32 protein-coding genes are annotated in these 24,120 nt (G+C 61.9%); 27 read left to right on the top strand and 5 right to left on the bottom strand.

Annotated features, from left to right (window positions below):
* Window positions 1–163: 163 nt before the first annotated feature.
* Both EDC31_RS14045 and EDC31_RS14040 read right to left on the bottom strand, forming a co-directional pair.
* Complete coding sequence (locus tag EDC31_RS14045) at window positions 164–598, bottom strand: hypothetical protein (protein WP_132127119.1); 435 nt, start codon at window positions 596–598, stop codon at window positions 164–166.
* Complete coding sequence (locus EDC31_RS14040) at window positions 588–962, bottom strand: hypothetical protein (RefSeq protein ID WP_132127118.1); 375 nt, start codon at window positions 960–962, stop codon at window positions 588–590. The genes EDC31_RS14045 and EDC31_RS14040 overlap by 11 nt, the downstream gene beginning before the upstream one ends.
* A 337-nt stretch (window positions 963–1,299) precedes the next feature.
* Here EDC31_RS14040 and EDC31_RS17790 point away from each other — a divergent pair, with 337 nt between their 5' ends.
* The gene (locus EDC31_RS17790; protein ID WP_158310334.1) at window positions 1,300–1,443 is read left to right on the top strand and encodes a hypothetical protein; all 144 of its coding nucleotides are present in this window, start codon (window positions 1,300–1,302) and stop codon (window positions 1,441–1,443) included.
* Complete coding sequence (locus tag EDC31_RS14035; RefSeq protein ID WP_042059962.1) at window positions 1,440–1,955, top strand: hypothetical protein; 516 nt, start codon at window positions 1,440–1,442, stop codon at window positions 1,953–1,955. The genes EDC31_RS17790 and EDC31_RS14035 overlap by 4 nt, the downstream gene beginning before the upstream one ends.
* Here the strand turns inward: EDC31_RS14035 and EDC31_RS17785 are convergent, their stop codons facing one another.
* Window positions 1,956–2,096 carry a hypothetical protein gene (locus EDC31_RS17785; protein ID WP_158310335.1) on the bottom strand — a complete coding sequence of 47 codons (141 nt, stop codon included), beginning with the start codon at window positions 2,094–2,096 and terminating at the stop codon, window positions 1,956–1,958. It abuts the gene before it with no gap.
* On the opposite strand from EDC31_RS17785, the gene EDC31_RS17780 reads away from it, so the two are divergent.
* From EDC31_RS17780 to EDC31_RS13915, 25 genes are all read left to right on the top strand, one after another.
* Entirely contained in the window at window positions 2,095–2,259 is a 165-nt protein-coding gene (locus tag EDC31_RS17780) for a hypothetical protein (protein WP_158310336.1), read from the top strand. The two genes, EDC31_RS17785 and EDC31_RS17780, sit on opposite strands and share 2 nt — an antisense overlap.
* On the top strand, window positions 2,256–2,528 hold the full coding sequence (locus EDC31_RS14030) for a hypothetical protein (protein WP_132127117.1): 273 nt from the start codon (window positions 2,256–2,258) through the stop codon (window positions 2,526–2,528). The genes EDC31_RS17780 and EDC31_RS14030 overlap by 4 nt, the downstream gene beginning before the upstream one ends.
* Window positions 2,529–2,601: 73 nt before the next feature.
* Window positions 2,602–3,258, top strand: coding sequence for a DUF2312 domain-containing protein (locus EDC31_RS14025; protein WP_239641697.1), 657 nt, complete (start codon window positions 2,602–2,604; stop codon window positions 3,256–3,258).
* Window positions 3,207–4,202, top strand: coding sequence for an ATP-binding protein (locus EDC31_RS14020; protein ID WP_158310337.1), 996 nt, complete (start codon window positions 3,207–3,209; stop codon window positions 4,200–4,202). Before EDC31_RS14025 ends, EDC31_RS14020 begins: the two co-directional genes overlap by 52 nt.
* Complete coding sequence (locus EDC31_RS14015) at window positions 4,199–4,618, top strand: RusA family crossover junction endodeoxyribonuclease (protein ID WP_042059968.1); 420 nt, start codon at window positions 4,199–4,201, stop codon at window positions 4,616–4,618. Before EDC31_RS14020 ends, EDC31_RS14015 begins: the two co-directional genes overlap by 4 nt.
* On the top strand, window positions 4,615–4,887 hold the full coding sequence (locus EDC31_RS14010) for a hypothetical protein (RefSeq protein ID WP_042059970.1): 273 nt from the start codon (window positions 4,615–4,617) through the stop codon (window positions 4,885–4,887). The genes EDC31_RS14015 and EDC31_RS14010 overlap by 4 nt, the downstream gene beginning before the upstream one ends.
* On the top strand, window positions 4,884–5,807 hold the full coding sequence (locus EDC31_RS14005) for a helix-turn-helix domain-containing protein (RefSeq protein WP_042059972.1): 924 nt from the start codon (window positions 4,884–4,886) through the stop codon (window positions 5,805–5,807). Before EDC31_RS14010 ends, EDC31_RS14005 begins: the two co-directional genes overlap by 4 nt.
* Window positions 5,804–5,986 (top strand): hypothetical protein, encoded by a 183-nt coding sequence (locus tag EDC31_RS14000; protein ID WP_042059974.1) that lies wholly within the window; start codon window positions 5,804–5,806, stop codon window positions 5,984–5,986. Before EDC31_RS14005 ends, EDC31_RS14000 begins: the two co-directional genes overlap by 4 nt.
* Window positions 5,973–7,451 (top strand): replicative DNA helicase, encoded by a 1,479-nt coding sequence (locus EDC31_RS13995; RefSeq protein ID WP_042059976.1) that lies wholly within the window; start codon window positions 5,973–5,975, stop codon window positions 7,449–7,451. Before EDC31_RS14000 ends, EDC31_RS13995 begins: the two co-directional genes overlap by 14 nt.
* 66 nt (window positions 7,452–7,517) lie before the next feature.
* Window positions 7,518–7,757 (top strand): hypothetical protein, encoded by a 240-nt coding sequence (locus EDC31_RS13990; RefSeq protein WP_042059977.1) that lies wholly within the window; start codon window positions 7,518–7,520, stop codon window positions 7,755–7,757.
* A complete protein-coding gene (locus EDC31_RS13985) occupies window positions 7,757–8,128 on the top strand; it encodes a hypothetical protein (protein WP_042059979.1) in 372 nt (123 codons plus the stop codon). The genes EDC31_RS13990 and EDC31_RS13985 overlap by 1 nt, the downstream gene beginning before the upstream one ends.
* Complete coding sequence (locus tag EDC31_RS13980) at window positions 8,121–8,447, top strand: DUF5681 domain-containing protein (RefSeq protein WP_204366674.1); 327 nt, start codon at window positions 8,121–8,123, stop codon at window positions 8,445–8,447. Before EDC31_RS13985 ends, EDC31_RS13980 begins: the two co-directional genes overlap by 8 nt.
* Window positions 8,440–9,717, top strand: coding sequence for a PBSX family phage terminase large subunit (locus tag EDC31_RS13975; RefSeq protein WP_042059981.1), 1,278 nt, complete (start codon window positions 8,440–8,442; stop codon window positions 9,715–9,717). The genes EDC31_RS13980 and EDC31_RS13975 overlap by 8 nt, the downstream gene beginning before the upstream one ends.
* A 56-nt stretch (window positions 9,718–9,773) precedes the next feature.
* Window positions 9,774–11,996, top strand: a complete 2,223-nt coding sequence (locus EDC31_RS13970; protein ID WP_158310338.1) for a portal protein — start codon at window positions 9,774–9,776, stop codon at window positions 11,994–11,996.
* Window positions 11,993–12,850, top strand: a complete 858-nt coding sequence (locus EDC31_RS13965; protein ID WP_132127116.1) for a hypothetical protein — start codon at window positions 11,993–11,995, stop codon at window positions 12,848–12,850. The genes EDC31_RS13970 and EDC31_RS13965 overlap by 4 nt, the downstream gene beginning before the upstream one ends.
* A gap of 150 nt (window positions 12,851–13,000) precedes the next feature.
* Window positions 13,001–14,278, top strand: coding sequence for a P22 phage major capsid protein family protein (locus EDC31_RS13960; RefSeq protein ID WP_042059987.1), 1,278 nt, complete (start codon window positions 13,001–13,003; stop codon window positions 14,276–14,278).
* 168 nt (window positions 14,279–14,446) lie between these two features.
* Window positions 14,447–15,373 (top strand): hypothetical protein, encoded by a 927-nt coding sequence (locus EDC31_RS13955; RefSeq protein WP_042059989.1) that lies wholly within the window; start codon window positions 14,447–14,449, stop codon window positions 15,371–15,373.
* Window positions 15,373–16,830 (top strand): hypothetical protein, encoded by a 1,458-nt coding sequence (locus tag EDC31_RS13950; protein ID WP_042059991.1) that lies wholly within the window; start codon window positions 15,373–15,375, stop codon window positions 16,828–16,830. Before EDC31_RS13955 ends, EDC31_RS13950 begins: the two co-directional genes overlap by 1 nt.
* Entirely contained in the window at window positions 16,827–17,228 is a 402-nt protein-coding gene (locus tag EDC31_RS13945) for a hypothetical protein (protein ID WP_042059993.1), read from the top strand. The genes EDC31_RS13950 and EDC31_RS13945 overlap by 4 nt, the downstream gene beginning before the upstream one ends.
* Window positions 17,228–17,548 (top strand): hypothetical protein, encoded by a 321-nt coding sequence (locus EDC31_RS13940; protein ID WP_042059995.1) that lies wholly within the window; start codon window positions 17,228–17,230, stop codon window positions 17,546–17,548. Before EDC31_RS13945 ends, EDC31_RS13940 begins: the two co-directional genes overlap by 1 nt.
* A complete protein-coding gene (locus EDC31_RS13935) occupies window positions 17,545–18,108 on the top strand; it encodes an aspartyl/asparaginyl beta-hydroxylase domain-containing protein (protein WP_042059997.1) in 564 nt (187 codons plus the stop codon). Before EDC31_RS13940 ends, EDC31_RS13935 begins: the two co-directional genes overlap by 4 nt.
* The gene (locus tag EDC31_RS13930) at window positions 18,102–18,557 is read left to right on the top strand and encodes a GNAT family protein (RefSeq protein ID WP_042060000.1); all 456 of its coding nucleotides are present in this window, start codon (window positions 18,102–18,104) and stop codon (window positions 18,555–18,557) included. The genes EDC31_RS13935 and EDC31_RS13930 overlap by 7 nt, the downstream gene beginning before the upstream one ends.
* 1 nt (window position 18,558) lies before the next feature.
* Complete coding sequence (locus tag EDC31_RS13925) at window positions 18,559–19,176, top strand: hypothetical protein (RefSeq protein WP_042060002.1); 618 nt, start codon at window positions 18,559–18,561, stop codon at window positions 19,174–19,176.
* A 2-nt stretch (window positions 19,177–19,178) separates the two neighbouring features.
* A complete protein-coding gene (locus tag EDC31_RS13920) occupies window positions 19,179–20,669 on the top strand; it encodes a hypothetical protein (RefSeq protein ID WP_042060003.1) in 1,491 nt (496 codons plus the stop codon).
* Window positions 20,659–23,070, top strand: coding sequence for a lytic transglycosylase domain-containing protein (locus tag EDC31_RS13915; protein ID WP_158310339.1), 2,412 nt, complete (start codon window positions 20,659–20,661; stop codon window positions 23,068–23,070). The genes EDC31_RS13920 and EDC31_RS13915 overlap by 11 nt, the downstream gene beginning before the upstream one ends.
* Here the strand turns inward: EDC31_RS13915 and EDC31_RS13910 are convergent.
* Together EDC31_RS13910 and EDC31_RS13905 are read right to left on the bottom strand one after the other, a co-directional pair.
* A complete protein-coding gene (locus tag EDC31_RS13910) occupies window positions 23,048–23,380 on the bottom strand; it encodes a hypothetical protein (RefSeq protein ID WP_042060005.1) in 333 nt (110 codons plus the stop codon). The genes EDC31_RS13915 and EDC31_RS13910 overlap by 23 nt on opposite strands.
* A complete protein-coding gene (locus EDC31_RS13905) occupies window positions 23,353–23,583 on the bottom strand; it encodes a hypothetical protein (protein ID WP_042060007.1) in 231 nt (76 codons plus the stop codon). The genes EDC31_RS13910 and EDC31_RS13905 overlap by 28 nt, the downstream gene beginning before the upstream one ends.
* Window positions 23,584–24,120: the final 537 nt, after the last annotated feature.

The following is a 24,120-nucleotide window of genomic DNA, read 5'->3' as shown; positions in this document are numbered from 1 at the left end:
GATCGGCATCCTGATCGATCAGGTCTCGCCAGCAGAGTGCGTGAATTTCTTCACCGCAGCAGGGTATGAGCCAGATTGAAAGGAAAATGCTCTAGCAAGAGGCGTTTGGGAGATTCCCGCTCGAGGTTGCGGCGGGGAATCGGTTGCTGAAGAAGGCGGAGGATCAGCCATCATCTTCCGTCAGCCCCCTTTCTACAATTGCAGATGAAAATTGCTTTATATAACCACAATTCTTACACTCAAAGGCGTACGTGTTGTAAAACTCAAAAATTGTATCGAGAGGAAGAACGGTATTACTGCCATCTCTACCCATTAAACTGAATGATGCGCTGCCGCATTCTACACAATTTCTATTTATTCCTTTCTTTCTAACCCATCTTTGAAAGTTTTCTAATTTCTTTTCTAGGTTCTTTTCGGCATTTGCCGCCGAGTAATTATTTCTCTCCACTATTCCCCCCCACTTCCAGACCCACTTCCCCACGCCACCCGTTAAAACGCCGTCCCTCCCCGATTCGTTCTGGAACAAAACAGGAACATGTGCCACGCTCCCGTGAATGGGAAGAAGCAAGCGAATCGATGGAGGGGAGTCAGGCGGCATCGGAGTCGATAGCTCCCCTGACCATAGCAGCAACCATGGGGCGCTTCGCCTTGTCTATGCTTCGGTAGAGACGAAGCCAGCCGAGTTCCTCGGGATGCTGGACGAACTCACCCGGTTCGCCGCGCGCCGGGCGATGCTCCAGGAGTTCAGGCGTAATCCCGAGAGGTTCGAGAAAATAAAATGGAGACACATCAAGCACCTTTGCGAGCTTGATGACCGATAGAATGTCTGGGGAGGTGCCCTTGCGGCGTGGATTGCGGGTGCTGTCTTCCTTCACGCCCGCTAGCTCGGTCGCCTTGCGGTTACTGAAATCGGCGCGCTTAAGGCTTTCCTCATAACGGCGAAGAAATTCAGGGATGTCCATGCGGTGAAAGTGCCGCATCAGGCTTGGCATCGCACGCGGTAAGAGGGCCGGATTTTCGCTTGCACTGTGCGGTATAAATACCGTATTCTTGGCGTATGAGCCTTTCTGAAACACTCTTGAGCCTGACGGATGCCTACTGCGCAGCGCGCGGAGTGGCGGTCCCTACCGTCTCCGGAATCATATTTAAAAACAGCCGCACACTGTCGCGGGTGCGTTCGGGGGGAAACCTGACACTGAGGAATTATGAACGCGCTCTCGACTGGTTTCAGCACAATTGGCCACCAGGTCATGATTTTCCCACTTTAGATGTGGCCTCCACCGCGAAGGAGGAGGCGTGATGAGCCCCTTCACCCTCGGCTTCTTCATGGGGCTCGGCGTTCAGGCCCTTATCTGCGGCATCGGGATGATTGTCGCCGATCGACTCCAGACCCGCGAGTTCGAGGCCGCGCTCCGGCGTCTCGGAACGGAGGACGTGCGATGACGCGCTCATACGCCCTCTGGGACGCGCAGGCGGATGCGCGGCTCCTCGCTCTCGTCGAGAGCGGCAAGACCCTCCATGCGGCCGCTACCGAAATGGCGCGCTCGAAAGAGAGCGTGGCAAGCAGGTGGGCCAAGATCAGGGCGCGGACGGCGAGTGCCCCCGTGCAGCCTGACGCTCCCCCCGAGCCGGTCCGGATTCCGTATATCTCCGACGTGCAGGCGATCGACCGGCTGCTGGCGGATCCGCCGGCGTTGCGCCAGGTGCTTAAATCCGCCCGGCGTTCCGTGCGCGAGCTCATGAAGTGGCGCAAGCTCGCCCGCATCCCCGAGTCGTTCGCGCCGCTTTTCGAGCAGGCGCTCGGCGTGACGCTCTCCACGCCCCATCGCTCATGGCGCGAGGGAGGCGTCCTCATGGACGGTGCTCCTATGACATGGGGCTCGATCTGGGGCGATGAGCCCGTGCCGCCCTATCCGGGCGTGCGCGTGTCGCATTTCGCTGAACGCTGGCGCTGATCACTCCATGACCTCCTTGCACCCCATCTCGATCAGCACGAGGGACGCGAGATACTCGCGCGTCTCCGGCATGACCGTGGGGTGCGTGATCCGCCACGCCTGCGCCAGGCGCACCAGCGTCTCGGCGAGGATGGGGCTCATGTCGATCTCCTGTTTCCTCGCCGGTTTCGGCTCTCTGATCGGCTCCTCCATCTCGGTTGCTCCTCTCGGTTCGTCGCAGAACCAGATTGGAGTGATTGAATGCGGAATGATTGGTCAAAAACAGGCCTATTTAGGTCAATTCAGCGGGGAGACGAGGCTTTGACGGCCACCGTTCGCCCTGTGAGGGATTCACTGCTTACAGCGATTGCGCGCGAATTCAAGCCGCTCCGCTTTGCGCAGGAAATGCTTGCCCGCGCGTCCGGAAAGACGCCCAGGGCGGCTCGTAACTGGCTTTCAGGAACATGCACGCCCGATGCCGAGGCGCTCATCGAACTGATGGCCTCCTGCAACTCGATTGCTGACGAGGTGAACGCCCTCGTTGCCGAGCGGAAAGCCGCTCGCGAAAGGAAGACATGCCCTGGTTCAGATTGACAGGAGGATTTTGCGGCATCGGACATGACGCCGGACCTCCTCCGTCCGTGAGGCTCCTCGTCCTGCGCGTGTCGTGGTGGCGCGGCGAGCTGCCGGTCCTGATCGAAAAAATGCGCGCGGCCCTGGCCGAGGCAAAGCGGGAGATTCTGCGGTGAACATTCCGAACTCCAATATGCGCCTGCTCTCGTTCGTTCAGCGGATCGAACGCCTTAACGACGAGAAGAAGGAAATCCAGGACCAGATCAAGAGCGTCAAGGCCGAAGCGAAATCAGCAGGGTTCGATCCGAAGGTCATCGCGCAGATGATCAAGGAGCGCGACATGACCGATGCCGCCCGGCAGGAATGGAATGCGCTCTGTGAGATGTATCGTGCCGCGCTCGGGATGCTGGACGGCACGCCCTTGGGAGACGCGGCCCGCAAGCGGATGGAGGGTCGCGATCACGAGGACGACGAGCGCGATCCCGATACTCCCGATATGTTCGATGAAGCGGATGCATCCGAGCCGGCGCAGCCGCAACGCACGCTTCCCGACGAAGCGCGGCGTATGGGTGCCGACGCTTTCCATGCCGGACGGCGAGTAACGGATAATCCGTTCGGTGCCAGCGATCCGGCCCGCGCGGCATGGGACGAAGGCTTCTGCGCGGAATCCGGCAGCGACGGGATGGATATTCCGCCTGCGTGGCGCCGTTCACCGCCGAAGAAAGAGAAGGCGGAGGACGCTGGGGGATGAGGCGTCCTGTCGATATCGAACCCACGCGATTAAGCAAGAAATTACCAGAAGATGCATGCGAGAGGCTCCGGTCGATCCTTGGCGTCCATATGGATATCCGTGCGCCGGGTGATGCAGAGGAGCCGATCCTCGGGCTGCATGTTCGGCAGGTACTCGCCCAGTGGATGGCGGAAATCCGTGCCGCCGATGAACTGCGGGTGGTTGGCATCAAGCCCCGTGCGAATGCGCTGCTGTATGGACCTCCAGGGTGCGGCAAGACCACGATGGCCCACCATTTTGCCGCTCGGCTGGGCCTCCCGATGGTGGTAGTCGGGTCTGAGCATCTGATCGGTGCTTTTTTGGGGGAAAGCGGAAAGAACATAGCCAAGCTGTTCGATGGGCTCGCTGTTGCCGACACGCAAGTGGTCCTGTTCATGGATGAGGTCGAGGCGATCGGTGCAAGCCGGGGCGCCCGAACGGGCGGCCAGTGCGACGATGAGAAAAACTCGGCGCTGACTGTTCTGCTGCGAAAGGTCGAGGAGTTCAACGCGGGCTATTTCATCGCCGCCACGAACATGCCCGACAACATTGATGCCGCCCTTTGGCGTCGATTCAATATGCAAATCGGGATTGCTCTCCCCGGCGCCGATGAGCGGTTCGCGATCCTGAAGCGCTATCTCAGCCCCTTCACGCTACCTGACGATGATCTGGATTGTCTCGCCGAGGCTACCGATGGTGCGTCTCCTGCTCTCCTGCGTGAACTGATGGAAGGGATCAAGCGCGGATTGATTGTGAGGCCACGTCTCAGGCTGGCGATAGATAGCGCCCCCGAAATGTTCGCCGCAATAATATCCGCCACAATGCCTCCCCCCGAAATGGAGGTTCCAAAACTCTGGTCCCGAGCAGACACGCTAAAAAGCCTGTCGCGGTTGTCGTGGCCTCCGATACGCATGGGCGCGCCATGAGAATCTTGCGCTTCACCCTCCCCGAGCCGTTCCCGCTGCTCAACGTCCAGCAGCGCAAGCACTACCGCAGGCGCGCGGCTGAGAAGCGCAGGACTGCCGCGCTGATCGCGTCCATCCTCGGCAGCGAGCGGCCCGCGCAACCGTTCGAGCGGGCGCGTATCGAGGTCGTGCGCTACTCCTGCGGCTCGCCGGACACCGACGGATTGTTCGGCGGCGTGAAGGACCTCCTTGACTGCCTCACAACCCCCTCACTCCGGGCGGACGGCAGCGTTCGCAACAAATACGGCATCGGCGTCATCGTGGATGACAGCCCCCGCCATATCGACCTCGACGTCCGCTCCGTCCGGTGCAAGCGCGCCGAGGCAAGGACAGAGATCATGGTCACTGAAATTGTCGTGGCGGAGGTGATGGCATGACGATCGAGGCTATCCGCTGCCTTTCGGGCTCCGTATTCGCGGAGAATTTTCTTACCGTCCTGGCGTGCGCGAAAACAATCGCCGCCAAAGGGCGAGCCAGGGATTGGCTGGCCGACGATCTGGCCCGGCAAATAGCTGATTTTCGTCGCCGCGCCGTCGCTGACGGCACAACCGCGACGCAATTTCCCTCTCTCGATCTCGTCGAAAAAATATGCGTGCAGGAGGGGTTCGATGTGATCCGCGCCCGCGCTGAAGGAAGTGTGCTGTGAGCGTGCGTGCGATCAAATGGGCCTTCTCTCTGAAGCTCCCCACCAACACAAAATTCGTGCTCCTCGTGATGGCAGAGCATGCCAACGACGACGGGGTGTGCTGGCCCTCTCAGGGCCTCATAGTTGAGATGACGGGCCTTTCCGAGCGCGCCGTGCGCTATGCAGTGCATGCGTTGAGACGCGCGGACATCATTAAAATGGACGGCGGGAAAGGACAAAGGTCGAAAATCCAGCTCTCTCTCGACCTTGAGGAAGTGACCGCCGAGATGGTCGAAAGCCTCTCGCGGAAGGAATCAGCCAGAAAGGACAACCGGCACCACATGCCGGAAAACCGGCACCACATGCCTACCTCAAACCGGCACCACGTGCCTAACGACCGGCACCACGTGCCTAACGACCGGCACCACGTGCCTAACCACAGAACCACCAAGAACCACCAAGAACCACCAACGTCTTCACTTCGTTCAGACGACACGGCTCACGCCGTCGTCGGGGCCGATGGCCGCGACAGCCAGATCGCCCTCTTCGACAATCCACCGCCCCAAGCCCCCCGGCCCCAACCCCCTCCCGACACCCGCAGCCTCGTCTGGTCCCTCGGCGTCCAGGCCGTTCGTCGCCTCACCGGCAAATCCGAGGGCCAGTCCCGCAGCCTCATCGGGCGCTGGCTCAAGGGTTGCCGCGACGACTGCGCCATGCTGAACGCCGTCATCCTCGCCGCAGCCGAGCACAGGCCGGTCGATCCGGTCCCGTGGATCGAGGCGGCAATCCGGAAACGGATGGAGGGGGGCCAAAAATCCGCGTTCAGCCTGACGCCGGAGGAGGAGAGGGCATACCGGGCGGCCGCCAGGGAATGGGCGCGGAACGGCCACGAAGGACCAGCCCCCAAGCCGGAAGATTTTCGAGGAAAGGTGGCGGCATGATCACGGAAATCGAACCCTTCTACGCCGCTCGGCGCGAGATGATCGCCCGGTGGGTCGAAGCTCTGCGCAGCGGCCGCATCAGCCGGGAAGAGGCCCAGGACGAGAACGCCGCCACCGGAAATGCGATGGCCTCGATGGCCGATCTGATGCTTGGGAGAAACGATATTGAAGCTCGCTGAACTCGTGCCCCCTGGCCGCTCATTCGAGAACCCCGATGCGGAACAGGCCCTCCTCGGCACGCTGATGGTCAACGACGGCGTGTTCGACGCCGTTGCGGAAATCGTGACCGCCGACCATTTCGCGGACGAGGTGCATGCCGAATTTTTCCGGATCATCGCGGCGCGCATTCGGGGCGGCCGCCGCGTCGATCCGATCACCGTCCGCAACGAGGCCCGGTCGAATGCCGTCACCGGCCCGGCGTGGGAATCCTACCTGTCACGGATGACCGGCGCTTTTACTGCCCCGTTCATGGCCCCCGAATATGCCCGTGCCATCCGGGATTGCTGGGTGGCACGCGCAGGCAAGTCCGTCGCGAATGATTTTCTGACCAATCTCCGCCACGACCCGCGAGAAGCGGCGACTGTCCTGGAGGAGGCTCAGGAGGCGCTCAACCAGATCGTTGACAGCGGCGATAGCTACCGCCCCGTCGTTACCGCCCTCGTCGCCGTCAACGCCCTTCGCGAGCAACTTGACCAGAATTGGCGTAACGGCATTACGCTTTCCGGCATATCGAGCGGCTATGCCGCACTGGATGCGTGGCTGGACGGATTCCATCGTGGCGGCATGTATGTCATCGCGGGGCGGCCGGCCATGGGCAAATCGTCGATCGGCATGTGTCTCGCCGTTCGCATGGCCCTCAACCATGGGCGCGGACTGTTCTGGAGCGGCGAGATGTCTCCCTCCGAATTGATGGCGCGGGTGATTGCCGCGAAAACGAAACTCCCGTCCAGCGCCGTGATTTCGGGGCATTGGAGATTCAAGGATGGCGTTCGTCCGCTCGGCGACGATGTCATGGAGCGGATCGCCATAGCGTCTACCGAAGCGGCAGGAATCCCGCTCGTGATCGACGACAGGCCGGGCGTGACCGTCGCGCAGATCGCCACGCGAGCCAAGCGCATGAAGCGCGAGAAGGCAGGAATTGCATTCATCGTCCTGGATTATATCGGCCTGATGCGCGGCACGCCCGAAGCGCGGCGTGCGGGCAACCGCGTGGCCGAGGTGACGGGAATATCTTCCGACATCGCACGCCTGGCACGCGAACTGGATATCCCCGTCGTCGTGCTGTCCCAGCTTAACCGGCAGAGCGAAAATCGCGAGGACCGGCGCCCGACCATGTCGGATATCCGCGAGAGTGGCGCCATCGAGCAGGATGCGCGAGCCGTCATCGGGGTATTCCGCGAGGAGGCGGCAATTCAGACTCGCATGGCGGATGGTGTTCCGGTTCGAAATTTCAATGAGTCGGACAGCGCCTATAAAACGCGCTCCGATGAAACCCTGCGGCGCCTCGAAGAGGTGCGGGGACGCGCCGATCTCATCGTGATGAAAAACCGGAGCGGCCGCACCGGCACGATTCCGATGTTTTTCGACGGACCATCCACGTGGTTCCGGGATGAGGAAGAAGGACAATCCTCCAATGCGTGGTGATCCGCGTCTCACCCATTCCCACCGTTTCCGCTGTACTCCACCGGCTGCCTATGGAAGAATCCGCCCATGACCACCCCCTACGTGAGCCAGAACCCCGCGCACACCGATCCTCGCCCGTGGAGCGAGCGCGTGGACCAGAGCGCATTCCTGCCGGGCCCCGCGTCCTGGGCGGAGGACGAGCCCGAGGACGAGCCGGGCGAGCCCGTGCCGCAGAGCAGCACCGTCGCGTTCGTGCTCCTCGTCTGCGCCTGGGTCGCCGTCTGGCTGACCATCGGCGTCGGCGTCTCGATCGCGGGAGGGTGGTGATGCGCGCAGTGATCGACAGGCTCCGGAAAATCCGCGCCGTGGTGCTCTACGGCGACACCACGGGCGCCAGGTGGTGGGAGCGGCAGTATGGGCGTGCCGCCGCCGAGCGTGACGCGCTCCGGGCCGATGCGGCGCTCGCTCCCGAGTTCAGGGTGGCCATGGACGCCGTCAACGCCGAGAACGCCCGGCTTCGCGCCGAGGTGGCGCGCCTCAGAAGCCAGATCGACGGAGAGGCCGTTTTTCCGGGTGCTGAGCGGGTTCAGGACGTGGGTCAGCTAGGTGACTGCGGACAGACGTCAAAATGTCCTGTAGCGGCTTCTGACGCACCGCTTCCGAAGCGCGATGCGAAGGGGAGGTTCGCGCGTGGTTGAGAGCAATCTGCCTGAACGTAAGAATAAAGGGGGCGGCATTACCGGGAAGGGTTTTGTTAAGGGGCAGAGCGGCAATCCGGGTGGCAGGCCGCGCGAACTACAAGACGTTATCCGCCTCGCGCGCTCCCACACGATGGCCGCAATTGATGCGTTGGCGGAAATAGCGGGCAATAAAAAGGCACCCGAGGCCGCGCGTGTGTCTGCCGCGAATGCCCTCCTGGATCGGGCGTGGGGCAAGGCGAAAGAGACGGTTCAGATATCGGGGGAGGGAGGAGTTCCCGTTGGCCTCGTCGTGACCGTGGTGCGCCCGCATGAATGATATCCAGTTCCCGGAAAGTCTCGCGTTCCTGTTCGAGCCCGCGCGTTACAAGGTGGCGTATGGGGGCCGAGGATCAGGCAAGTCGTGGGGAATGGCGCTGGCGCTTCTCATCCAGGGCGCGGAAAAGCCGTTGCGCGTTTTGTGCGCGAGAGAGTTTCAGAAATCGATTGCCGACTCTGTTCATTCGCTTCTGGCTGACCACATCGCGCGGCATGCTGCGCTGGCCGATTTCTACACGGTGCAGAACACAACGATTGTTGGGCGGAACGGCACTGAATTCATTTTTGCCGGACTGCGTCACAATATCGCGTCGATAAAATCAATCGAGGGCGTCGATCGCTGCTGGGTCGAGGAGGCGCAGACAATCACAAAGGGAAGTCTCGATGTTCTGATTCCCACCATCCGGAAGGAGGGATCTGAAATATGGCTCGGCTTCAACCCGGAACTAGCCGAGGACGAGGTATATCGCCGGTTCGTTCTCAGCGCGCCGCGAAACGCCATCGTTCGGAAAGTGAACTGGGACCAGAATCCCTTCTTTCCTGCAGTGCTGCGAGAAGAAATGGAGCAATTGAAGGCAACTGATTACGACGCGTGGCTGAACGTGTGGCAAGGCAACCCGCGCCAGGTTCTTGAGGGGGCGATCTACGCCGGCGAAATTCGGCAGGCCACAGACGAGGGGCGCATCTGCCGGGTGGAGCATGATCCGTGGGTGCCCGTTTTTACGGCGTGGGATTTGGGGTGGAGCGATATGACCTCCATCTGGTTCTGGCAGAAAATCGGCTTCGATATCCGGGCGATCGATTTCTATCAGATGCGGATGGAGGGATTAGACCATTATGTCGGGGTGTTGGAGCGCCGAGGCTACCAATATGAGCGCCATTTTCTCCCTCACGACGCCAACCAAGGCCAATTGTCGGCCGCAGGAAAGACGATCGCGGCGCAGCTTCGAAGTCGCAACATGCCCGTGACGGTGCTCCCGCAACTTCCTGTCGCCGCCGGGATCAGCGCGGCGCGCGCACTATTCCCTCGCATCTGGTTCGACGAGCAGAAATGTGCTGATGGCCTCAATTCTCTGCGCCGCTATCGCTATGATGTCGATCAACAAACCGGCCAGTTCAGCAAAAAGCCGCTGCATGACGACGCGTCCCACGGCGCGGATGCGTTCCGGCAACTGGCCGTGGCCATCAATGATCCTCGCCCCAAGCCGCCTCAGAAGACCGTCCCGCGCCCTCAGTTCGTGGGCGCCGCGAGCGGATGGATGGGGGCATGACGGGCGATGTTGATTTTTCTGTACGCTGCACCTGGCATTTGTTATAGGTTATGCCTATGAATGAATCTCCAAAAGAAACAGATGCCGATATCATCCGCGAAGTGAAGGAGCGGTTCACCGCCGCGCAGGATTATGAGGCGGCATGGCGCAGGCGCGCGCTGGATGACCTGCGCTTTTTCCATGCGGACGCATATAATCACGGCCAATGGGACGATGCCGTTTATCAGGCTCGGGTGGGCACGTTCGGCGGTTCGCCGCGCCCATGCCTCACGATCAACAAGACGGCCCAGCATGTGTTCCAGGTGGAGAACCAGGCGCGGCAGACCCAGATGGGCATCAAGGTCAACGCGGTAGGATTCGGTGCCACGGCCAAAGCCGCAGAGGTGATTGAGGGGGTTGTAAGGCACATCGAATGCCAGTCCAACGCTCAGCAGAATGCCTATAATTGCGCTATCCAGGGGCAGGTTCGGCAAGGCCTCGGGTGGGTGCATATTACCACGGATTACATTCCGGGAGTGGACACGTTCGACCAGGATTTTTTCATCAACGCCGTCTCTAACCCGCTTTCCGTCTATGCGGACCCTAATACGACGGAGCCCGACCACTCGGACCAGACATGGGCGATGATCTGTGAGGAGATGGACCGCGCCGAGTTCGATCGTCTTTATCCTGGCAATGACGACATTCACGGGGCGCCGCTCTCGATCGCGGCGGACAATCAGCACGATCGCGGGCCCGAGCAGGAGCGGGATATCGTGCGCGTTTTTCGGTACTATCGCCGCAGCGAGAAAAAGGACAGGCTGTGGCTGTTTCCGGGATCGACTGCTTTGGGGATGGCGCCGCAACCCACGCGCGAGAGCGAGATGTCGGATGAGCAGCGCGAACTGTGCCGCGCATTGAAAGCGCCCTCGCGTCCTGTAACGGATCAGGAGGTGGAGTTTTTCCTGATCGCGGGTGATCGTGTTATCTCCTCCGGCCCTACGGTATTCAAACTGATCCCGCTCGTTCCATGGATCGGCATCGAGACGGTGATAGAAGGGCGGCTCGACCGAAAGGGGCTCGTGCGCTCGCTGGTCGATGCACAGCGCATGTTCAACTACACCGCGTCCGCGTTTGTGGAGAGCGTGGCGCTCCAAACCAAAGCGCCATGGGTTGGACCTGCTCGCGCGTTCGAGAGCCTCGAAAACGAATGGGCGAACGCCAATGTCAGCAATGCCGCATTTTTGCCCTATAACGATGTGGACGATGACGGCGCGCCGATCGCTCCACCAACGCGCGTCGAGCCGCCGACCGGATCAACCGGACATTTGCAGGGCATGCAGTCCGCTGATCAGTGGATGCAGATGGTCACGGGCCAGTATCAGGCGGAGATGGGGGCTCCCGGCAACGAACGCTCCGGCGTTGCGATCAACCAGCGCCAACGCCAGAGCGACACGGCGAATTACCATTATACCGACAATCAGGGGATGGCGCTCCGCTATATCGGCCGCCTCCTGATCGGGGCTCTCCCGGCGCTCTACGACACGCAGCGCGCATTGCAGGTGATCGGAGTGGACGGGCAGCAGTCTCAGGCCGTGCTCGATCCTCGGTTGCCAACGGCCACGAAAATCGCGCTCCCTGGTGACGCGCAGCCTCCGGCCGGGCTCAGCGAGGAGGAACAGCTTGAGATTCAGGGGGCCATCCTCGCCGTCAATCCGACTGTCGGGCGGTATGACGTAGAGCCGGACGTGGGACCTGCGTATGCCACGCAGCGGCAGGAGGCGTTCGCGGCGCTGACGCAGGTATTGCAGGCCGCCCCTGCGCTCATGGGGCAGATTGGCGATCTGGTGTTCAAGGCGGCGGACTTCCCGCTGGCGGACGAAATTGCCGACCGCCTCAAGCCTGCGTCCGATGATCCACGTCTTGCGCTGGCCCAGCAGCAGTTGCAGCAGGCGCAGGCGACGATTGCGCAATTGCAGCAGCAGATAAGGGACAAGCAGGCCGATATCGGCCTGCGTGCCAGCAAGCAGCGTCATGATGCGGTCATGGACCTGATGGATCAAGATACTAAGCGGCGCCAGCAGCAAACGGACGAGATGGCGGCGATCGGCTCCATCGCGCCCGAGAGCCTCAAGCCTGTGCTCGAAAACCTGATCCGCCAAATCCTCGCCGAGCAGGGCACCCCGAACGCGCCCGTTCCCCCCAGCGCGCCAGGCGAAATCCGCCGCCTCCCGAGCGACAACCCGCCTGGCGGCGAAATCCACGCCCCCAACCCCGTCATTGGAGCCATCGACTCATGAGCGAAACTATCGAAGCCGCCCCTCCTCTCGCGCCCTCCGACGATGCGCCTGCCGATCGCTTCGGCGGGGTAGCATTTGGCAGTGAGACTGCCACTCCTCCCGCGCCCGATCCGGACGGCGGAGAGTCCGCGACATCAAATCCGGCACCGGAAGAAGCGCCAAAGACGCCGGGAGCCCCGAAAGTTCCGGCAGGGCTCCTCAAGCGCATCGACGTGCTCACGCGTCATCGCCGTGAGGCTGAGGAGGAGGCATCCCGCGCCAAGGAGGAGAATGAGAACCTCCGACGCGCGCTGGCTGTAGCGCGAGGGGAGCGGGAGGTAGAGCCGGAACCCACTGTCGCGCAGGTGCGCGCTGAGGAACGCGCGGCCGCCGAGCGGCGCATGGCGGAGCAGCGAGAGCAGGCCGAGTTCGGTATAGTGACGCGGCGCGTGGCGGATTCTCTGGCGGCAAAGCACGGCGAAGGTGCTATCGGAACCGCTACGCAGGCGCTTGCGGCCTATGCGGGGCTCGATTTCGGTAATAGGCAACACCAGCAGATTATACGCGATATATCGGAGTTGCCGAATAGTGGCGAAGTGTATTATGCTCTCGCGCACGACCCTGACGCCGCGTCAGAACTATTTTCCGCTCCGGAGCGCAGGCAGTTGGCGTTGCTGGAGAAGTTCGCCACGAAGCTGACACCTCCCAGTGTGGCTTCCACGCCAAACGCCCCGGCGTCTCCCGCGCCGCAGGTGTCAAAGGCGCCTCCTCCCGTGGCCGCAACGGGTGGCTCGACCCGGACGGTGTCCAGCCGTTCGATATACGATCCTGATCTGAGCCCGGAGGAATATATCCGGCTCCGGTCGAAAAAATAGCCGCAGGGCTCTAAAGCTGCGCCTCGCCGGGGCTATCCGGCGCGCTGACGGGCGACACCACGGGGGTTTCCGGTCGTAACCGGCGCACGCTCTGCCAGCGAGGGCGGGACACGAGGCGCATATGCGCCATGCGTGAAAGAAACCCCCACAGTGTCAAACAACCTTATCAATAACAGCATGATCACGCGCGAAGCACTCATGCTCCGTCGAAACACCAACGATTTCATCCAGAATGTTTCCCGCGAATATCAGGACCAGTTCGCGCGCGCAGGCGCGAAAATCGGCGCGACGATCAATGTTCGCCTCCCGAATGACTATGTCGTTCAGGACGGTCCGACCGTGAATCCCGAGGCCACTGCGGAACGTTCTATCCCGCTGGTGATCAACTACCGGAAAAACGTCCCGATGTCGTTCAGCACGCAGGAGCGGACGCTGAATATGGATGACTTCTCGGCGCGCTACATTGCTCCCGCCGTGAACGCGCTGGTAGGACAGGTGGCGTCCGACGCCATGACGCTTGCCCTCCAGGCGTCCAACATGGTGCTCAACACCGACGAATCCGGCAACCTCATCGCGCCGTCCTCCCAGACGTGGTTGCAGGCCAAGGCGGTCCTGACCGCCTGCAACGCGCCGTTGGGCGACCGCTACGCTGTGCTTGACCCGATGACCGACGCGAACACCGTGGCGGGCATGATGGGGATGTTCAATCCGACGGATCGAGTCTCGCGGCAGACGATCGATGGGCAGATGGGCTCGAAAATCCTGGGCGTGCAGGGGTGGATGCAGGACCAGACTGTGGCTATCAGCCAGACCGGCTCCTACGACAGCACGGCGACGGCGACGGGCGCGTATGGCAACTACACGCCCAACGGCGCGCCGGTCAGTACGATCTCGTCCAGCGCGTCGCCGCATTCCTCGGTACTGACTGTTTCCGCGATCAATGGCACGCTGAATGCGGGGGACGTGATCACCATTGCGGGCGTCAATCGCGTGAACCGCATCAACAAAAACTCGCTGCACATTTTGCAGCAGTTCGTGGTGCTGGCGGATTGCGCATCCGGGGCTACCTCCATTCCGATCTCTCCCGCGATCATTCCTCCTGCAAATGGGAGTGCGGTGCCTTATCAGACGGTGGACTCCGCTCCGGCGGCAGGGGCGGTTGTCAAGCTGGTAGCTCCCGCCGGGTCCGTCATCCGGCGCAACATGCTCTATTCCAAAAGGGCAATGACCCTCGCCACTGTCGATCTGGAAATGGTCGATCGCGGCGTGGTGGACTGCGGCCGCGCCTCTCTGGACGGCGTCAGCCTCCGGACGCTCACCTATTACAACGGGTCTGATGACACGAGGGCCACGCGGCTCGACGTGCTCTACGGCCTCGGCATGCTGCGCCCCGACTGGGCGGTCATCGTGCCGGAACTGGTTGAGTGATCAGCCGGTATCCGCGCACCCTCCGCGCTCCCGACGGCTACACAACGGTAACCGTCCGGGACGCAGAGCAGGAAGCGCGTGTGAAAGCGCGCTTCGCGGCCCTCCCGGCGCCGCCCGCTCCGGAAGCGCCACAAATGCCCGTAACGCGTCGAAAGGGCCGTCCACCGAATGTCAGGAAGCATTAGCGGCGCTCCCGATCCTGTCCAGGGTTATCGCGTCACCGACCTCGTCAATATGGCGCTGCGGCAGATCGGCGTGGGAGCAATGGGGACGACTGCCAACCATGCGGACCTGTTCGACGGCGTGATGCAGATCAATATGCTGCTGGCGCAGTGGCAGCGCAAACGCTGGCTCGTTCCGAATCTGGTGGATCGCACCTGCCAGGCTGACGGGCAGTCCGTCTATTATGTGGGGCCCGGTTGCGATTTCAACGCGCCCGTGCGCCCGGCACAGATCGAAGCGGCCTATGCGCGCCTGCTGCCCGGAGGCACCTACACCGTCGCGGGGGATTTCGCGGCGGGAGATTTCCCGGCCGTGGACTACCTCGTGGGGCGTGTCGTCCCTGCGGGGGGCGCTTATCTCGGCGATTTTTCCCCCGCGTTCTTTTCCACTGATTTCGACATCGGTTCAGATGGCCTCGACCAGGGACTGCAACCCATAGATTACCCCCTCACGCTGATTCCCTCCTACGAGGATTATGTGAATCTCGGGCTCAAGGCGCTGAGCACGTGGCCGAGCATGGCGCATTATAACCCAGCCTACCCGGCCGGCGAACTGCGCCCTTGGCCCATTCCGGGCGCGGGGCGTTGGGAACTCCACATTCTCTATCATGAGCCTCTGGCGGCCAATCTGACGATTGCCAGCGTGGTAAACCTTCCCCCGGAGTATTGGGACGCGATCATGTGGACGCTGGCCGCGCGGCTTGCACCTTCATACGGTCAGGAGGCGAGCCCTACCGTGGTGGCCTGTGCAAAGGCAGCCCTCTCCACGATTCGCAATGCCAACGTGCAGGTTCCCACGCTTGGAATGCCTGCCGTCCTCACGCCGCTCAATAATCCGTTCTACTGGCCGGGCCTGGAACGGCAGAGACTGTGATGCAGCGCATCAATCTCTCGGGAGGGTCATACGACGCGCGGGCCGTCTCCGTGGCGGCCCAGCGTGTTCTGAATCTCTATGCGGAGCCGGTGCCTCAGGGGGATGGTGAGCCGATCGCGTTCGCCTATTATCCGACGCCCGGATTGATCCAGCGCGCGACGCTGACCGGGCCGATTCGCTGCCTCTACCAGACGACACAGGGCGACCTGCTCGCCGCATGCAAGGGAGCGCTTTACCTGGTGGCGTCCGATGGAGCCACGACACTCCTTGGCGCGATCTCGGACACGGGCTCAGTCGTGCGCATGTGCGACAACGGAACGACCCTCTTCGTGGTGGACGGCAACAGCAAGCGCGGCTGGTATTGCACAATACCTGCCGAGCCAGGAGATGGCAGCTACGGCACACTGACGGAGCTTAGCGACGCTGCATGGTATGGCTCCCCCACCATCGCCATTCTGGACACGTTTTTCCTGTTCGTGAACCCGGATACGACGAACTGGTATACGAGCCCGGCGCAGTTTTCGGACGAGAGCGCCACGCCATTCGACAGCCTCTATGTCGCCAGCGACACGACAAGCCTTTCCACCATCGTAGGGCTTGCGGTGCTCGGACAATATATCTGGCTATTCGGGCGGAATCAGGTCGAATTCTGGTATGACTCGGGCGCGTCGGATTTCCCCTTCCAGCGCGTCGAGGGGGTAACGGTGGAGAGCGGCTGCATTTCGCCGTTCACCATCTGCACGCTGCCTACGACGGAGGCGACCCCGAATGGCGGCATTATGTGGCTCGGGCGCGACCGGAGCGGCTACTCCCGGGTATTTCTCGGCCAGTTGACCACGGCGACCCCCGTCTCCACGTTCCCTGTGGACGGCGCATTGCAGGACATGGGAGACCTGTCGGGAGCCGCCGCGTCCGTTTATCAACAGGACGGCCATGTTTTCTACGTGCTCACCATCCCGGGGCAATCGTCATCATGGGTCTATGATGCCTCGACAAAACTCTGGCATGAGCGGTGCGCGCTCGATAGCAACGGCAACGAGGCGCAAATCCGGCCGTGGTGCTACGCGCAGGCATACGGGTCGATCTGGGCCGGGGATTACGAGAATGGCGCGATCTATCAGGTGTCTCTGGACGCCTACGATGACGCCGGGACGCCGATCAAGCGGCAGAGGTCGTTCCCGCATCTGCTGACCAACGGCCAGCGGGCGATCCATCGTCAACTCATGCTCGACATGCAGTGCGGAGGGGGACAGACGGTCAGCGTCGATTGGAGCGATGACCGGGGACAGAGCTTCGTGAGCGCGCAGACGCTCACGCTCGGCACCTCGGGCAACACCTGGCCGAGCATCTGGCGGCTCGGGCTGGCCCGTGATCGCGTTTACAGACTGACCTGGACCGCTCCCGGCGTCACGGCGCTGATGGGGGTTTTCCTCCAGATCGATCCGGTGCGCACTTGACGGGCGCGCGCGATCTGAACTCGCCGCTGGCGTCGCAGATCACGAATGAGGACGGCACGCTCACGGCGCAGGGAACGGCGTTTTTGCGGCGCTTGTGGGAGCGCACGGGCTATGCGCCCGGAGTAGATGCGGCATGGCTCCAGACAGAGTCGGACGAGGCGCTCTTGCAAGCCGCTCTGGCAGAGGCGCGGGCGACTGCGGCACTTAGCCACGCAAACGAGGCGCTTGACCTCGCCATGCGCATTCTGGGGCAGGCGCTAGCGATCGAGGCCGTTGCGCGGAAATCCTTGGAACTGGCGCAGGATTGCGCTACCTTGGCAGTCACGACGGGCCTGAGCGCGCGGGCGGGCAATTCTGACGCAGCGATGATCTATGCGATCACGCGGGACGCTCGATAATGGCCGTTGTCGCGAAAAACCTCCAACCAGGCGCTACGCTGACCGCAGACGCCGCATCCGTCGTCACGGCCCAAACCGCCGTCACCACAATCGTGTCGAACGGCGTGGTCAGCAACCCCACGAACGCGGCCGTCACGCTCACGATCCAGATTCAGCGCTCGGGTGGATCGGCGCTCGATCTGGTGCCGGGCCGCGCCGTGCAGGCAGCGGGAACCGATCTGCTCCCCGAACTGAATGGTCGCGTCCTCGCTGCGGGGGATGAGATTTTGGCTTCCGGGGCCGGCCTCGTGCTCTTTGTGGACGGGAATACGCTGTCGTGAAACACTTCCTTCGTCTCGCCGATAATGTGGACCCGATGCCCGTCATGCAGGCGGTGGGCGCGCGCCCGCATCTCTGGAACCAGCATAAATGGCGCACGGAATATGTTGGCACCCCCCATCTGGACGTATCGGATATCTGGCTCCGTTATTCGGATGTCGCAAAAACCTCCGACGCCTCGAACACGGGGGCCGTCCAGAATGATGAGCGGCCCGTTTTTTATCCGGCGTGGAATGAACTGCCGCAGGTGCGGCCCATCGTCTTCGCCTTGATGAGGCAGGTTGAGGCCATCGAACTGGGGCGCGTTCTCATTACAAAACTGCCGCCAGGTGGACGGATTGCGGCCCATTCGGATGCCACGGGAGCCTATACGGACCTTCCCGGCCGCCGCTATCACGTCGTGCTTCAGGGACTCTCCGGCAGTATGTTCCGGTGCGGCGATGAAACGGTGAACATGCGGACGGGCGAAATCTGGATGTTCGACCACCTGGCCGAACACGAGGTGTGGAATAACAGCACGGATGATCGGATACATCTGCTGGTGGACCTGCGGCTATGGTAACGGCACAGATCGAGCGGCTCACGGATATTCTGCCGGAACTCAAACCGCTGCTCCCGATGCACTATGAAGATTTGTCATTGCACCGGCTGCATGGGGTGCCGCTGCGCCCGCAATATCACGTCTATCTGGAGCGCGATGCGCGCGGACTTGTTTGCTGCGCCACCTTGCGGGCGAACGGTCTTATCGTGGGCTATAAGATCGGCTTCGTGGCGGCCGGCCTGCATTATGAGACATGCCTTACGGCTCTCCCGGATATTTTCTTCATCGCGCATGATCATCGAGGAGGAACCGGCGCACTGAAGCTGTTCCGGTGCTACGAACGGGAACTCAGGCGTCGAGGCGTCATGCTCTGGATGGACGGATCCAAGGACCACAAGAGCACGGGACGTCTGTTCGAAGCGCTCGGCTTCGTGCAGACCGAAACAACCTATAGCAAGTGGTTGGTGTAATATGGTAGCGGCAGCAATCGGAGCGGGTGTGGCCGCGAGCGCGGCGGGCTCCATCGCGAGTTCAGCTACATCGGCCAGCGCGCAAAAGAGCGCAGGCAAAATCGCCACCTCAACCGCCAATTCTGTTGCGCCAACCATTACGGATAGCGCATCCTCCGCGAATGCGCTGCTGGGCGACTATGCTACGGCTGGCAATAACGCGATCAGTTCGCTCTCCAATGGGCTGACGGAGAATTATCTACAGAGCACGCCGGGGTATAAATGGAACCTCCAGCAGGGCGAACAGGGCGTCACCAACAGCGCCGCCGCGCGGGGGCTGGCGAACAGCGGCGCGGCGCTCAAGGGGGCCGCGACCTACGCCAGCGGACTGGCCGACAGCACCTACCAGAACCAGTTCAACGACACGAACGCCTTGGCGCAGGAGGGCTATAATGCTCTCAATCAGGAGGGTCAGAACACGATGACGGCCGCGAACAATGCCGCCCAGGTGCGCATGGAGGGCGCGAACGGTGCGATGACCACTACGGTAGGGGCCGGGAATGCACTCGCGTCTGGCCTTTCGAGCCTGGGAAACACGGCTAGCCAATATGCGATGTATAACGCGCTGTTGGGGCTTTGATCATGGCAGGGTTCGATACGAACGCGCTACGGCCCTACGAGACGCAACCGGGCAACCCACTGGCGCTCGTCGCCCAGGTCGCGCAGATCAAAAATGCGCTCCTCGAAAACAGGGTGCGCCAGACCGAGTATGACGCCAAGGTGGCGCAGGGGAACGCCCTGCTGGGCGCGACGGGAGCAGACGGCCAGACGGACTACGCCAGAGCGCGATCTGCCATGGCCGCGAATCCTGCCGCCGCGTATGGAGCGGCGGAGGCCTATTCCGAGCAGAACCGGGCGCGCGCAGAAGATCTATCCAATACCGAGGCTGGAAAAAACGCCGTCGCGTCCATTCTTTCCTACGTCGGCACCAACCCTGATCAGGCGCATCTCTATGCGGCAAAACGTATGGCGCAGGCGATTTTCCCTCACCAGAACGTAGAGGGCATTGTGGACCAGATCGCCCGGCACCCGGGCGGGATTGCGGGCGGCGTGGCGCAGCTTACGAACTCCATGCAGCCTCCTGCGCAGCAGGAAGCGAATGCCTATGGCACGGCGGGCGCCACGGTGAATAACGGGCAGCAGACCATTATCGGGACGCAGCAAAGCGCGATGAACGGGGGGCAATTCCAGCCCGCGACGACGGTCCAGCAGCAAATCTCTCCCGAGAGCAACGCCGCTCTTGTGCCGGTCAAGGTGCGCGATCCTGAAACCGGCCAGATGCTCACGGTTTACCGGCCCGCATCGGAGTTGCGAACGGCTGCGGGGAACGGCACATTCACTGGACGCCGTATCGATACCGCAGGGGGGCAGGCCCCTCCCATGGCGGAGGCGCCCACCGGATACGATGAACAATACAAGGCCGGACAACACGTGCAGAACACGCTGGCGGCCCAGCAGTCGGACGTGACCCAGAATATCGCAACGCTGCGCAATCTGGATTCCCTCCTCGGACAACTCCCCAAAAGCGTGCGCTCGCGCACGCTCAAGGAGATCGCCAATAATGTGGATAAATTCGGCATTTCCACCCACGCGCAGGATTATGCTACGCTAGGACAGGAAATCGACAAGGCGGGAACAACCCTCCGCAAGCAAATGCTAGATAGCGGGGGTGGTCCACATACGAACGCAGGGCTGGCCGATCTGGAGCACATTACGCCAGGTATGGAAATGACTCCCATGGCTGCGCGGGCGCTCACCAATGAAATGCTGACAGCCTCCCTCTATCAGCAGCGCAGGCAGAAAATCGCCGCCTCCACAAAGGACGCCACACAGGTTCTCCGGGCTCTTGCCGATTACGATCAGAATTTCGACCCGCGTTTCGCAACGATCCAGCGTCTCGGACCTGAAGAAGGGCGCGACTATGCACGGACCCACATCGAAGACCCGGCGCAATATGCCGCATCCGTCTATCGTATGGCGAAGACGCAGCGGGACCGGGGCTACGATTATGGCCTGACACCCGCGCAGCAAGACCGCATCATCGCGGCGTATGAGGCGCAGCGTGGCCGATGACCTGCAAACGCGCGTCGATCGGGCATTTGACGGGGCGTCCAGGCGTCACAACATAGACGAGCGGTGGCTCAGGGCCATAGCGCAGACCGAGAGCGGCGGCGACACGGAAGCGCGCAGCCGTGCCGGTGCGATCGGGCTTATGCAGATGACGCCGGACACGGCGCGGCGGCTGGGGGTGGACCCGCGCGATCCGGCGCAGGCTATCGAAGGCGCGGCGCGGCTTCTGGACGAGAATCTGAAACGCTATGGCGATCCCGTCAAGGCGATGGCGGCCTATAATGGCGGCACGGATGAACGCCGTTGGAACAATTCCGAGACGCGGACCTACCCACAGAAGGTGATGGAGAATATGGCCCGGATCGCAGCCAAGCAGGACGCACGCAAGAAAAGCCCGGTGCTTGATGAGTCCATCTATGGTTGGGACACACCAAGGGCGTCTTCGGGCGGCGACAAGGGCCCCGTTCTGGATGACAGTATCTACGGTTGGGACCCGGAACGGCCAATCGCTCCCGTCAATCCACGCGCCAATCCGTCAGGATTTTGGGACGGCGCGCGGATCATGGGAGAGGACACTGCGAATGCCGCAGGCCGCGAGATCGGACGCACCGCCGGAGGCGTGGCGCATCTTCTGGGCTACCTCTCGTCGCTCGGGCACCACGAAGACAATTCCCTGTCGCGGTTTCTGGATCGGCAGGGAGACGAGACGCGGGCCGCGATGGACCGGGATGAACAAGCGCGCGCCGGGGATTACGGGGAGGGAGTATCGAACGCGGTGGGTTCGACGGCGGGCGCGATCATGTCCGCCATCGCGGGGGGCAGATTGGTTCGGCCGGCCGCGTCTCTCCTGGAAGGATCGCGCGCCGGTCGCATCGCCGCGAACATCCTGAAGGGCGAAGGGAATCTCGGCACGCGCCTTGCGAACAATGCGCTGGCCGCCGGGTCGCAGGCCGCGCTGGACGGGAGCGACTCGCCCCTGCGCGCGGCGGAAGTTTCGCTTGGGCTGGGCGCGGGCGGGGCGCTGGCCCGAAAAACCGTCGCCCCGATTGCCCCCCGCATTTCGAAGGCGGCGCAGAATGTCCTGAATTATCTCGACCCTGTGGGCGCACAGGCCAAGGCTGAGCAACAGGCCGCAGAAGATGCCGCGCGCATGCCCCTCTCGGATGCCACGAAAGGTGTCGGCCCAGAACCGCCGCAGTCAGCGCCGCACCAGAAAGCGGAGCAGAAGGCGCAGACGAAAGCCGTGGCACGGATCGGCGCTTTCACCGATCCGAAGAAGGCCGCGCAGGCCATCATTTCCGCCTTCTCCGGCAAGAATGGGACGAAGCTCTACGAAGCGCAGGTGCCGGGAGTATGGCACACGCTCGCCACGCGAACGCGGGACGTGAAAATGGCCAGTCTTGAGGACAACATGCGCGATCTTTACCCGGACGCTTTCCGCGCGCTCGATATGTCCAATAACGACGCCTATGCGAAACATCTGCGCACCACGATTGGAACACCCGAGCAGATTCAGAATCTCGAACGCGAGCGGAGCGCCTTCGAGCAGGAAAAGCGCGCCGCTGCCTTCGAGAACGAGCAGCCCGTTCCGGTTGACGAACTGCATGCGATTCTCGATCGGCATATCGCTGATAGCCGGGGCAACGAGGCGGTGAAGACCGCATTAGGACGGGCGAAAGCGGCATTGATCGACGCGACCGACAAAGAGGGAACCGCGTTGCCCTCGAATCTCTGGAATGTGCGCAAGGGAATCGGCTACGGCCTGCAACAGGCTGCGTCCTCGGACTCGGCGCATATGCGGGCGGCCGCCTCCCGGCTCTCCCCGTTCATGGATGACCTGGCCGAGCACATAGACAAAGGCGCGCCTGGTTTCAGGGATTATCTGGAGGGATATTCGAGGCGGTCGAGCGATATCGACAGCCTGCGCTTTCTTCAGTCGCGCGGTCTCATGCAAGCCGCGACGGATGCCCCTTCAGGGGAAATCGTCAATTATCCGGCGTTGAAGCGGCTGATAGGGCAGATCGACAAAAACGAAGTTTCGGTTGCGCGGAAAGGGAGCGACGCCGTCACTCCCGAACAGGAAGGACGGCTGCGCACACTCTATCGCGACATGCTGGCGGAACGTGAGACCCTCGCAGCGGGGCGTGCCAATGGCGGCTCAAAGACCTTCAAGGCGGCTATGACCCAGCGGGCCAAGGAAGCGCGAGGCGGCCATGCGGGCGGCATTGTCAGCACCGTTGGCGGCCTGCTGGGCGCGCAGGAAGGGGGGCTACTAACAGGGGGCGCTTTGGGCGCGGCGCTTCACACCGGGAACGCGCTTCTCGGGCATGCCCTCGTCAATCGACGCCTGACGAACATGGAGCGCACAGACCAGGAAGTAATCAATCAGCTGATCGGGCGTTGAAGCGGATGCCGTCCAGGGCCTCGCGCATCCGTTCTTCGCGCCCGCGCCGAACGGTGGTGATAAAGAACCACGGGAGCATTGAGACAGCCCCGCCGATCCACAGCGCAGGCATGTTTCCGTATGTGGCGGCGTGTATCACGTCACGCTCTCCCAGCAGGAAGTCCAGTGCGATAGTGCCAAAGGCGAGCCCGAAGCAGCAAAACGCGAGGAACGCCCCCGGTATCCACGCGCCGCGTATCCACCATACGAAGAAAGCGAAACCGACAGCGGCATAAAGAAAACTCACAAAGCGGCCCGCTTTCTCGACCATGCGCCCGGATATTTCGCCGTGATCGCTTGCACAATCTCAGGATTATACTCATTCCCGAAAGCCCATTGCAGCAACGTCCCGGCGAAAACCCCTCCTCCATCAATATCGCCGCCGAAATCGCTGATGAAAGCTTCTTTTTTGGAATTTTCCAGAAACCACTTTTCCGCCTCCTCGAAGGAGGCCGGGACATCAGAGTTTGTCATTTTGTCTCCTTATGAGTCCCTAAGCTCCAAGCGCTCGGACATCTGTTCTAAAGAATCCAAAGTAAGCATATAGGGCATAGCGTCAAGGCTCATTTTACAGGGACGATCACGCCCACCGCACCCCTCGGTTCGGAGCCAAGATGGCGTGCGCTCAACTTGATTCGACAATCAGCATATGAAGACATTCCGGGCGCCAATCCATAGGAGCGGCATTCCTTGTCATCGACTGCGGCGAAATCTGCTGGGTCTTCGTAACCTGCCGTGTCCGGGAGGCAGTCAGAATGATGGATACCAAGTGAGCAATCGAGAGGATGATGGGCACACCCAGCCAGCGCGATCACACAACTAATGGCAGCTATTTTTCGCACAATGGCTCCTCTGTGTAACATACCGCATCATTGCTGCCGGGAACGTCGGCGTCAATATCGGTACGCCCTTTCCCCTTGCGTCTGAAAGGGCATCCCTATAAACTCCTGAGCACGACGCGCTGTGGCCTATAAGCCGCGCGGGCGGGAAAATCCGGTTCTACGGTTCGCC

It is taken from the genome of Acidomonas methanolica (assembly GCF_004346035.1).
Classification (GTDB): Bacteria; Pseudomonadota; Alphaproteobacteria; order Acetobacterales; family Acetobacteraceae; genus Acidomonas; species Acidomonas methanolica.
The sequence above is the reverse complement of the archived record's forward strand: the minus strand, read 5'-3'. Positions and strand labels throughout refer to the sequence as shown.

What these genes read in the sequence shown, in the direction of transcription:
- EDC31_RS13955 (WP_042059989.1), top strand. Translation starts at nt 14,447, where the DNA reads ATGTCAGGAAGCATTAGCGGCGCTCCCGATCCTGTCCAGGGTTATCGC.
- EDC31_RS13975 (WP_042059981.1), top strand. Translation starts at nt 8,440, where the DNA reads ATGAATGATATCCAGTTCCCGGAAAGTCTCGCGTTCCTGTTCGAGCCC.
- EDC31_RS13970 (WP_158310338.1), top strand. Translation starts at nt 9,774, where the DNA reads ATGAATGAATCTCCAAAAGAAACAGATGCCGATATCATCCGCGAAGTG.
- EDC31_RS13990 (WP_042059977.1), top strand. Translation starts at nt 7,518, where the DNA reads ATGACCACCCCCTACGTGAGCCAGAACCCCGCGCACACCGATCCTCGC.
- EDC31_RS17785 (WP_158310335.1), bottom strand. Translation starts at nt 2,096, where the DNA reads ATGAGCCCCATCCTCGCCGAGACGCTGGTGCGCCTGGCGCAGGCGTGG.
- EDC31_RS14000 (WP_042059974.1), top strand. Translation starts at nt 5,804, where the DNA reads ATGATCACGGAAATCGAACCCTTCTACGCCGCTCGGCGCGAGATGATC.
- EDC31_RS14040 (WP_132127118.1), bottom strand. Translation starts at nt 962, where the DNA reads ATGGACATCCCTGAATTTCTTCGCCGTTATGAGGAAAGCCTTAAGCGC.
- EDC31_RS13950 (WP_042059991.1), top strand. Translation starts at nt 15,373, where the DNA reads ATGCAGCGCATCAATCTCTCGGGAGGGTCATACGACGCGCGGGCCGTC.
- EDC31_RS13905 (WP_042060007.1), bottom strand. Translation starts at nt 23,583, where the DNA reads ATGACAAACTCTGATGTCCCGGCCTCCTTCGAGGAGGCGGAAAAGTGG.
- EDC31_RS13910 (WP_042060005.1), bottom strand. Translation starts at nt 23,380, where the DNA reads ATGGTCGAGAAAGCGGGCCGCTTTGTGAGTTTTCTTTATGCCGCTGTC.
- EDC31_RS13920 (WP_042060003.1), top strand. Translation starts at nt 19,179, where the DNA reads ATGGCAGGGTTCGATACGAACGCGCTACGGCCCTACGAGACGCAACCG.
- EDC31_RS13965 (WP_132127116.1), top strand. Translation starts at nt 11,993, where the DNA reads ATGAGCGAAACTATCGAAGCCGCCCCTCCTCTCGCGCCCTCCGACGAT.
- EDC31_RS13940 (WP_042059995.1), top strand. Translation starts at nt 17,228, where the DNA reads ATGGCCGTTGTCGCGAAAAACCTCCAACCAGGCGCTACGCTGACCGCA.
- EDC31_RS14045 (WP_132127119.1), bottom strand. Translation starts at nt 598, where the DNA reads ATGCCGCCTGACTCCCCTCCATCGATTCGCTTGCTTCTTCCCATTCAC.
- EDC31_RS13930 (WP_042060000.1), top strand. Translation starts at nt 18,102, where the DNA reads ATGGTAACGGCACAGATCGAGCGGCTCACGGATATTCTGCCGGAACTC.
- EDC31_RS17780 (WP_158310336.1), top strand. Translation starts at nt 2,095, where the DNA reads ATGTCGATCTCCTGTTTCCTCGCCGGTTTCGGCTCTCTGATCGGCTCC.
- EDC31_RS14035 (WP_042059962.1), top strand. Translation starts at nt 1,440, where the DNA reads ATGACGCGCTCATACGCCCTCTGGGACGCGCAGGCGGATGCGCGGCTC.
- EDC31_RS17790 (WP_158310334.1), top strand. Translation starts at nt 1,300, where the DNA reads ATGAGCCCCTTCACCCTCGGCTTCTTCATGGGGCTCGGCGTTCAGGCC.
- EDC31_RS13985 (WP_042059979.1), top strand. Translation starts at nt 7,757, where the DNA reads ATGCGCGCAGTGATCGACAGGCTCCGGAAAATCCGCGCCGTGGTGCTC.
- EDC31_RS14010 (WP_042059970.1), top strand. Translation starts at nt 4,615, where the DNA reads ATGACGATCGAGGCTATCCGCTGCCTTTCGGGCTCCGTATTCGCGGAG.
- EDC31_RS14015 (WP_042059968.1), top strand. Translation starts at nt 4,199, where the DNA reads ATGAGAATCTTGCGCTTCACCCTCCCCGAGCCGTTCCCGCTGCTCAAC.
- EDC31_RS13925 (WP_042060002.1), top strand. Translation starts at nt 18,559, where the DNA reads ATGGTAGCGGCAGCAATCGGAGCGGGTGTGGCCGCGAGCGCGGCGGGC.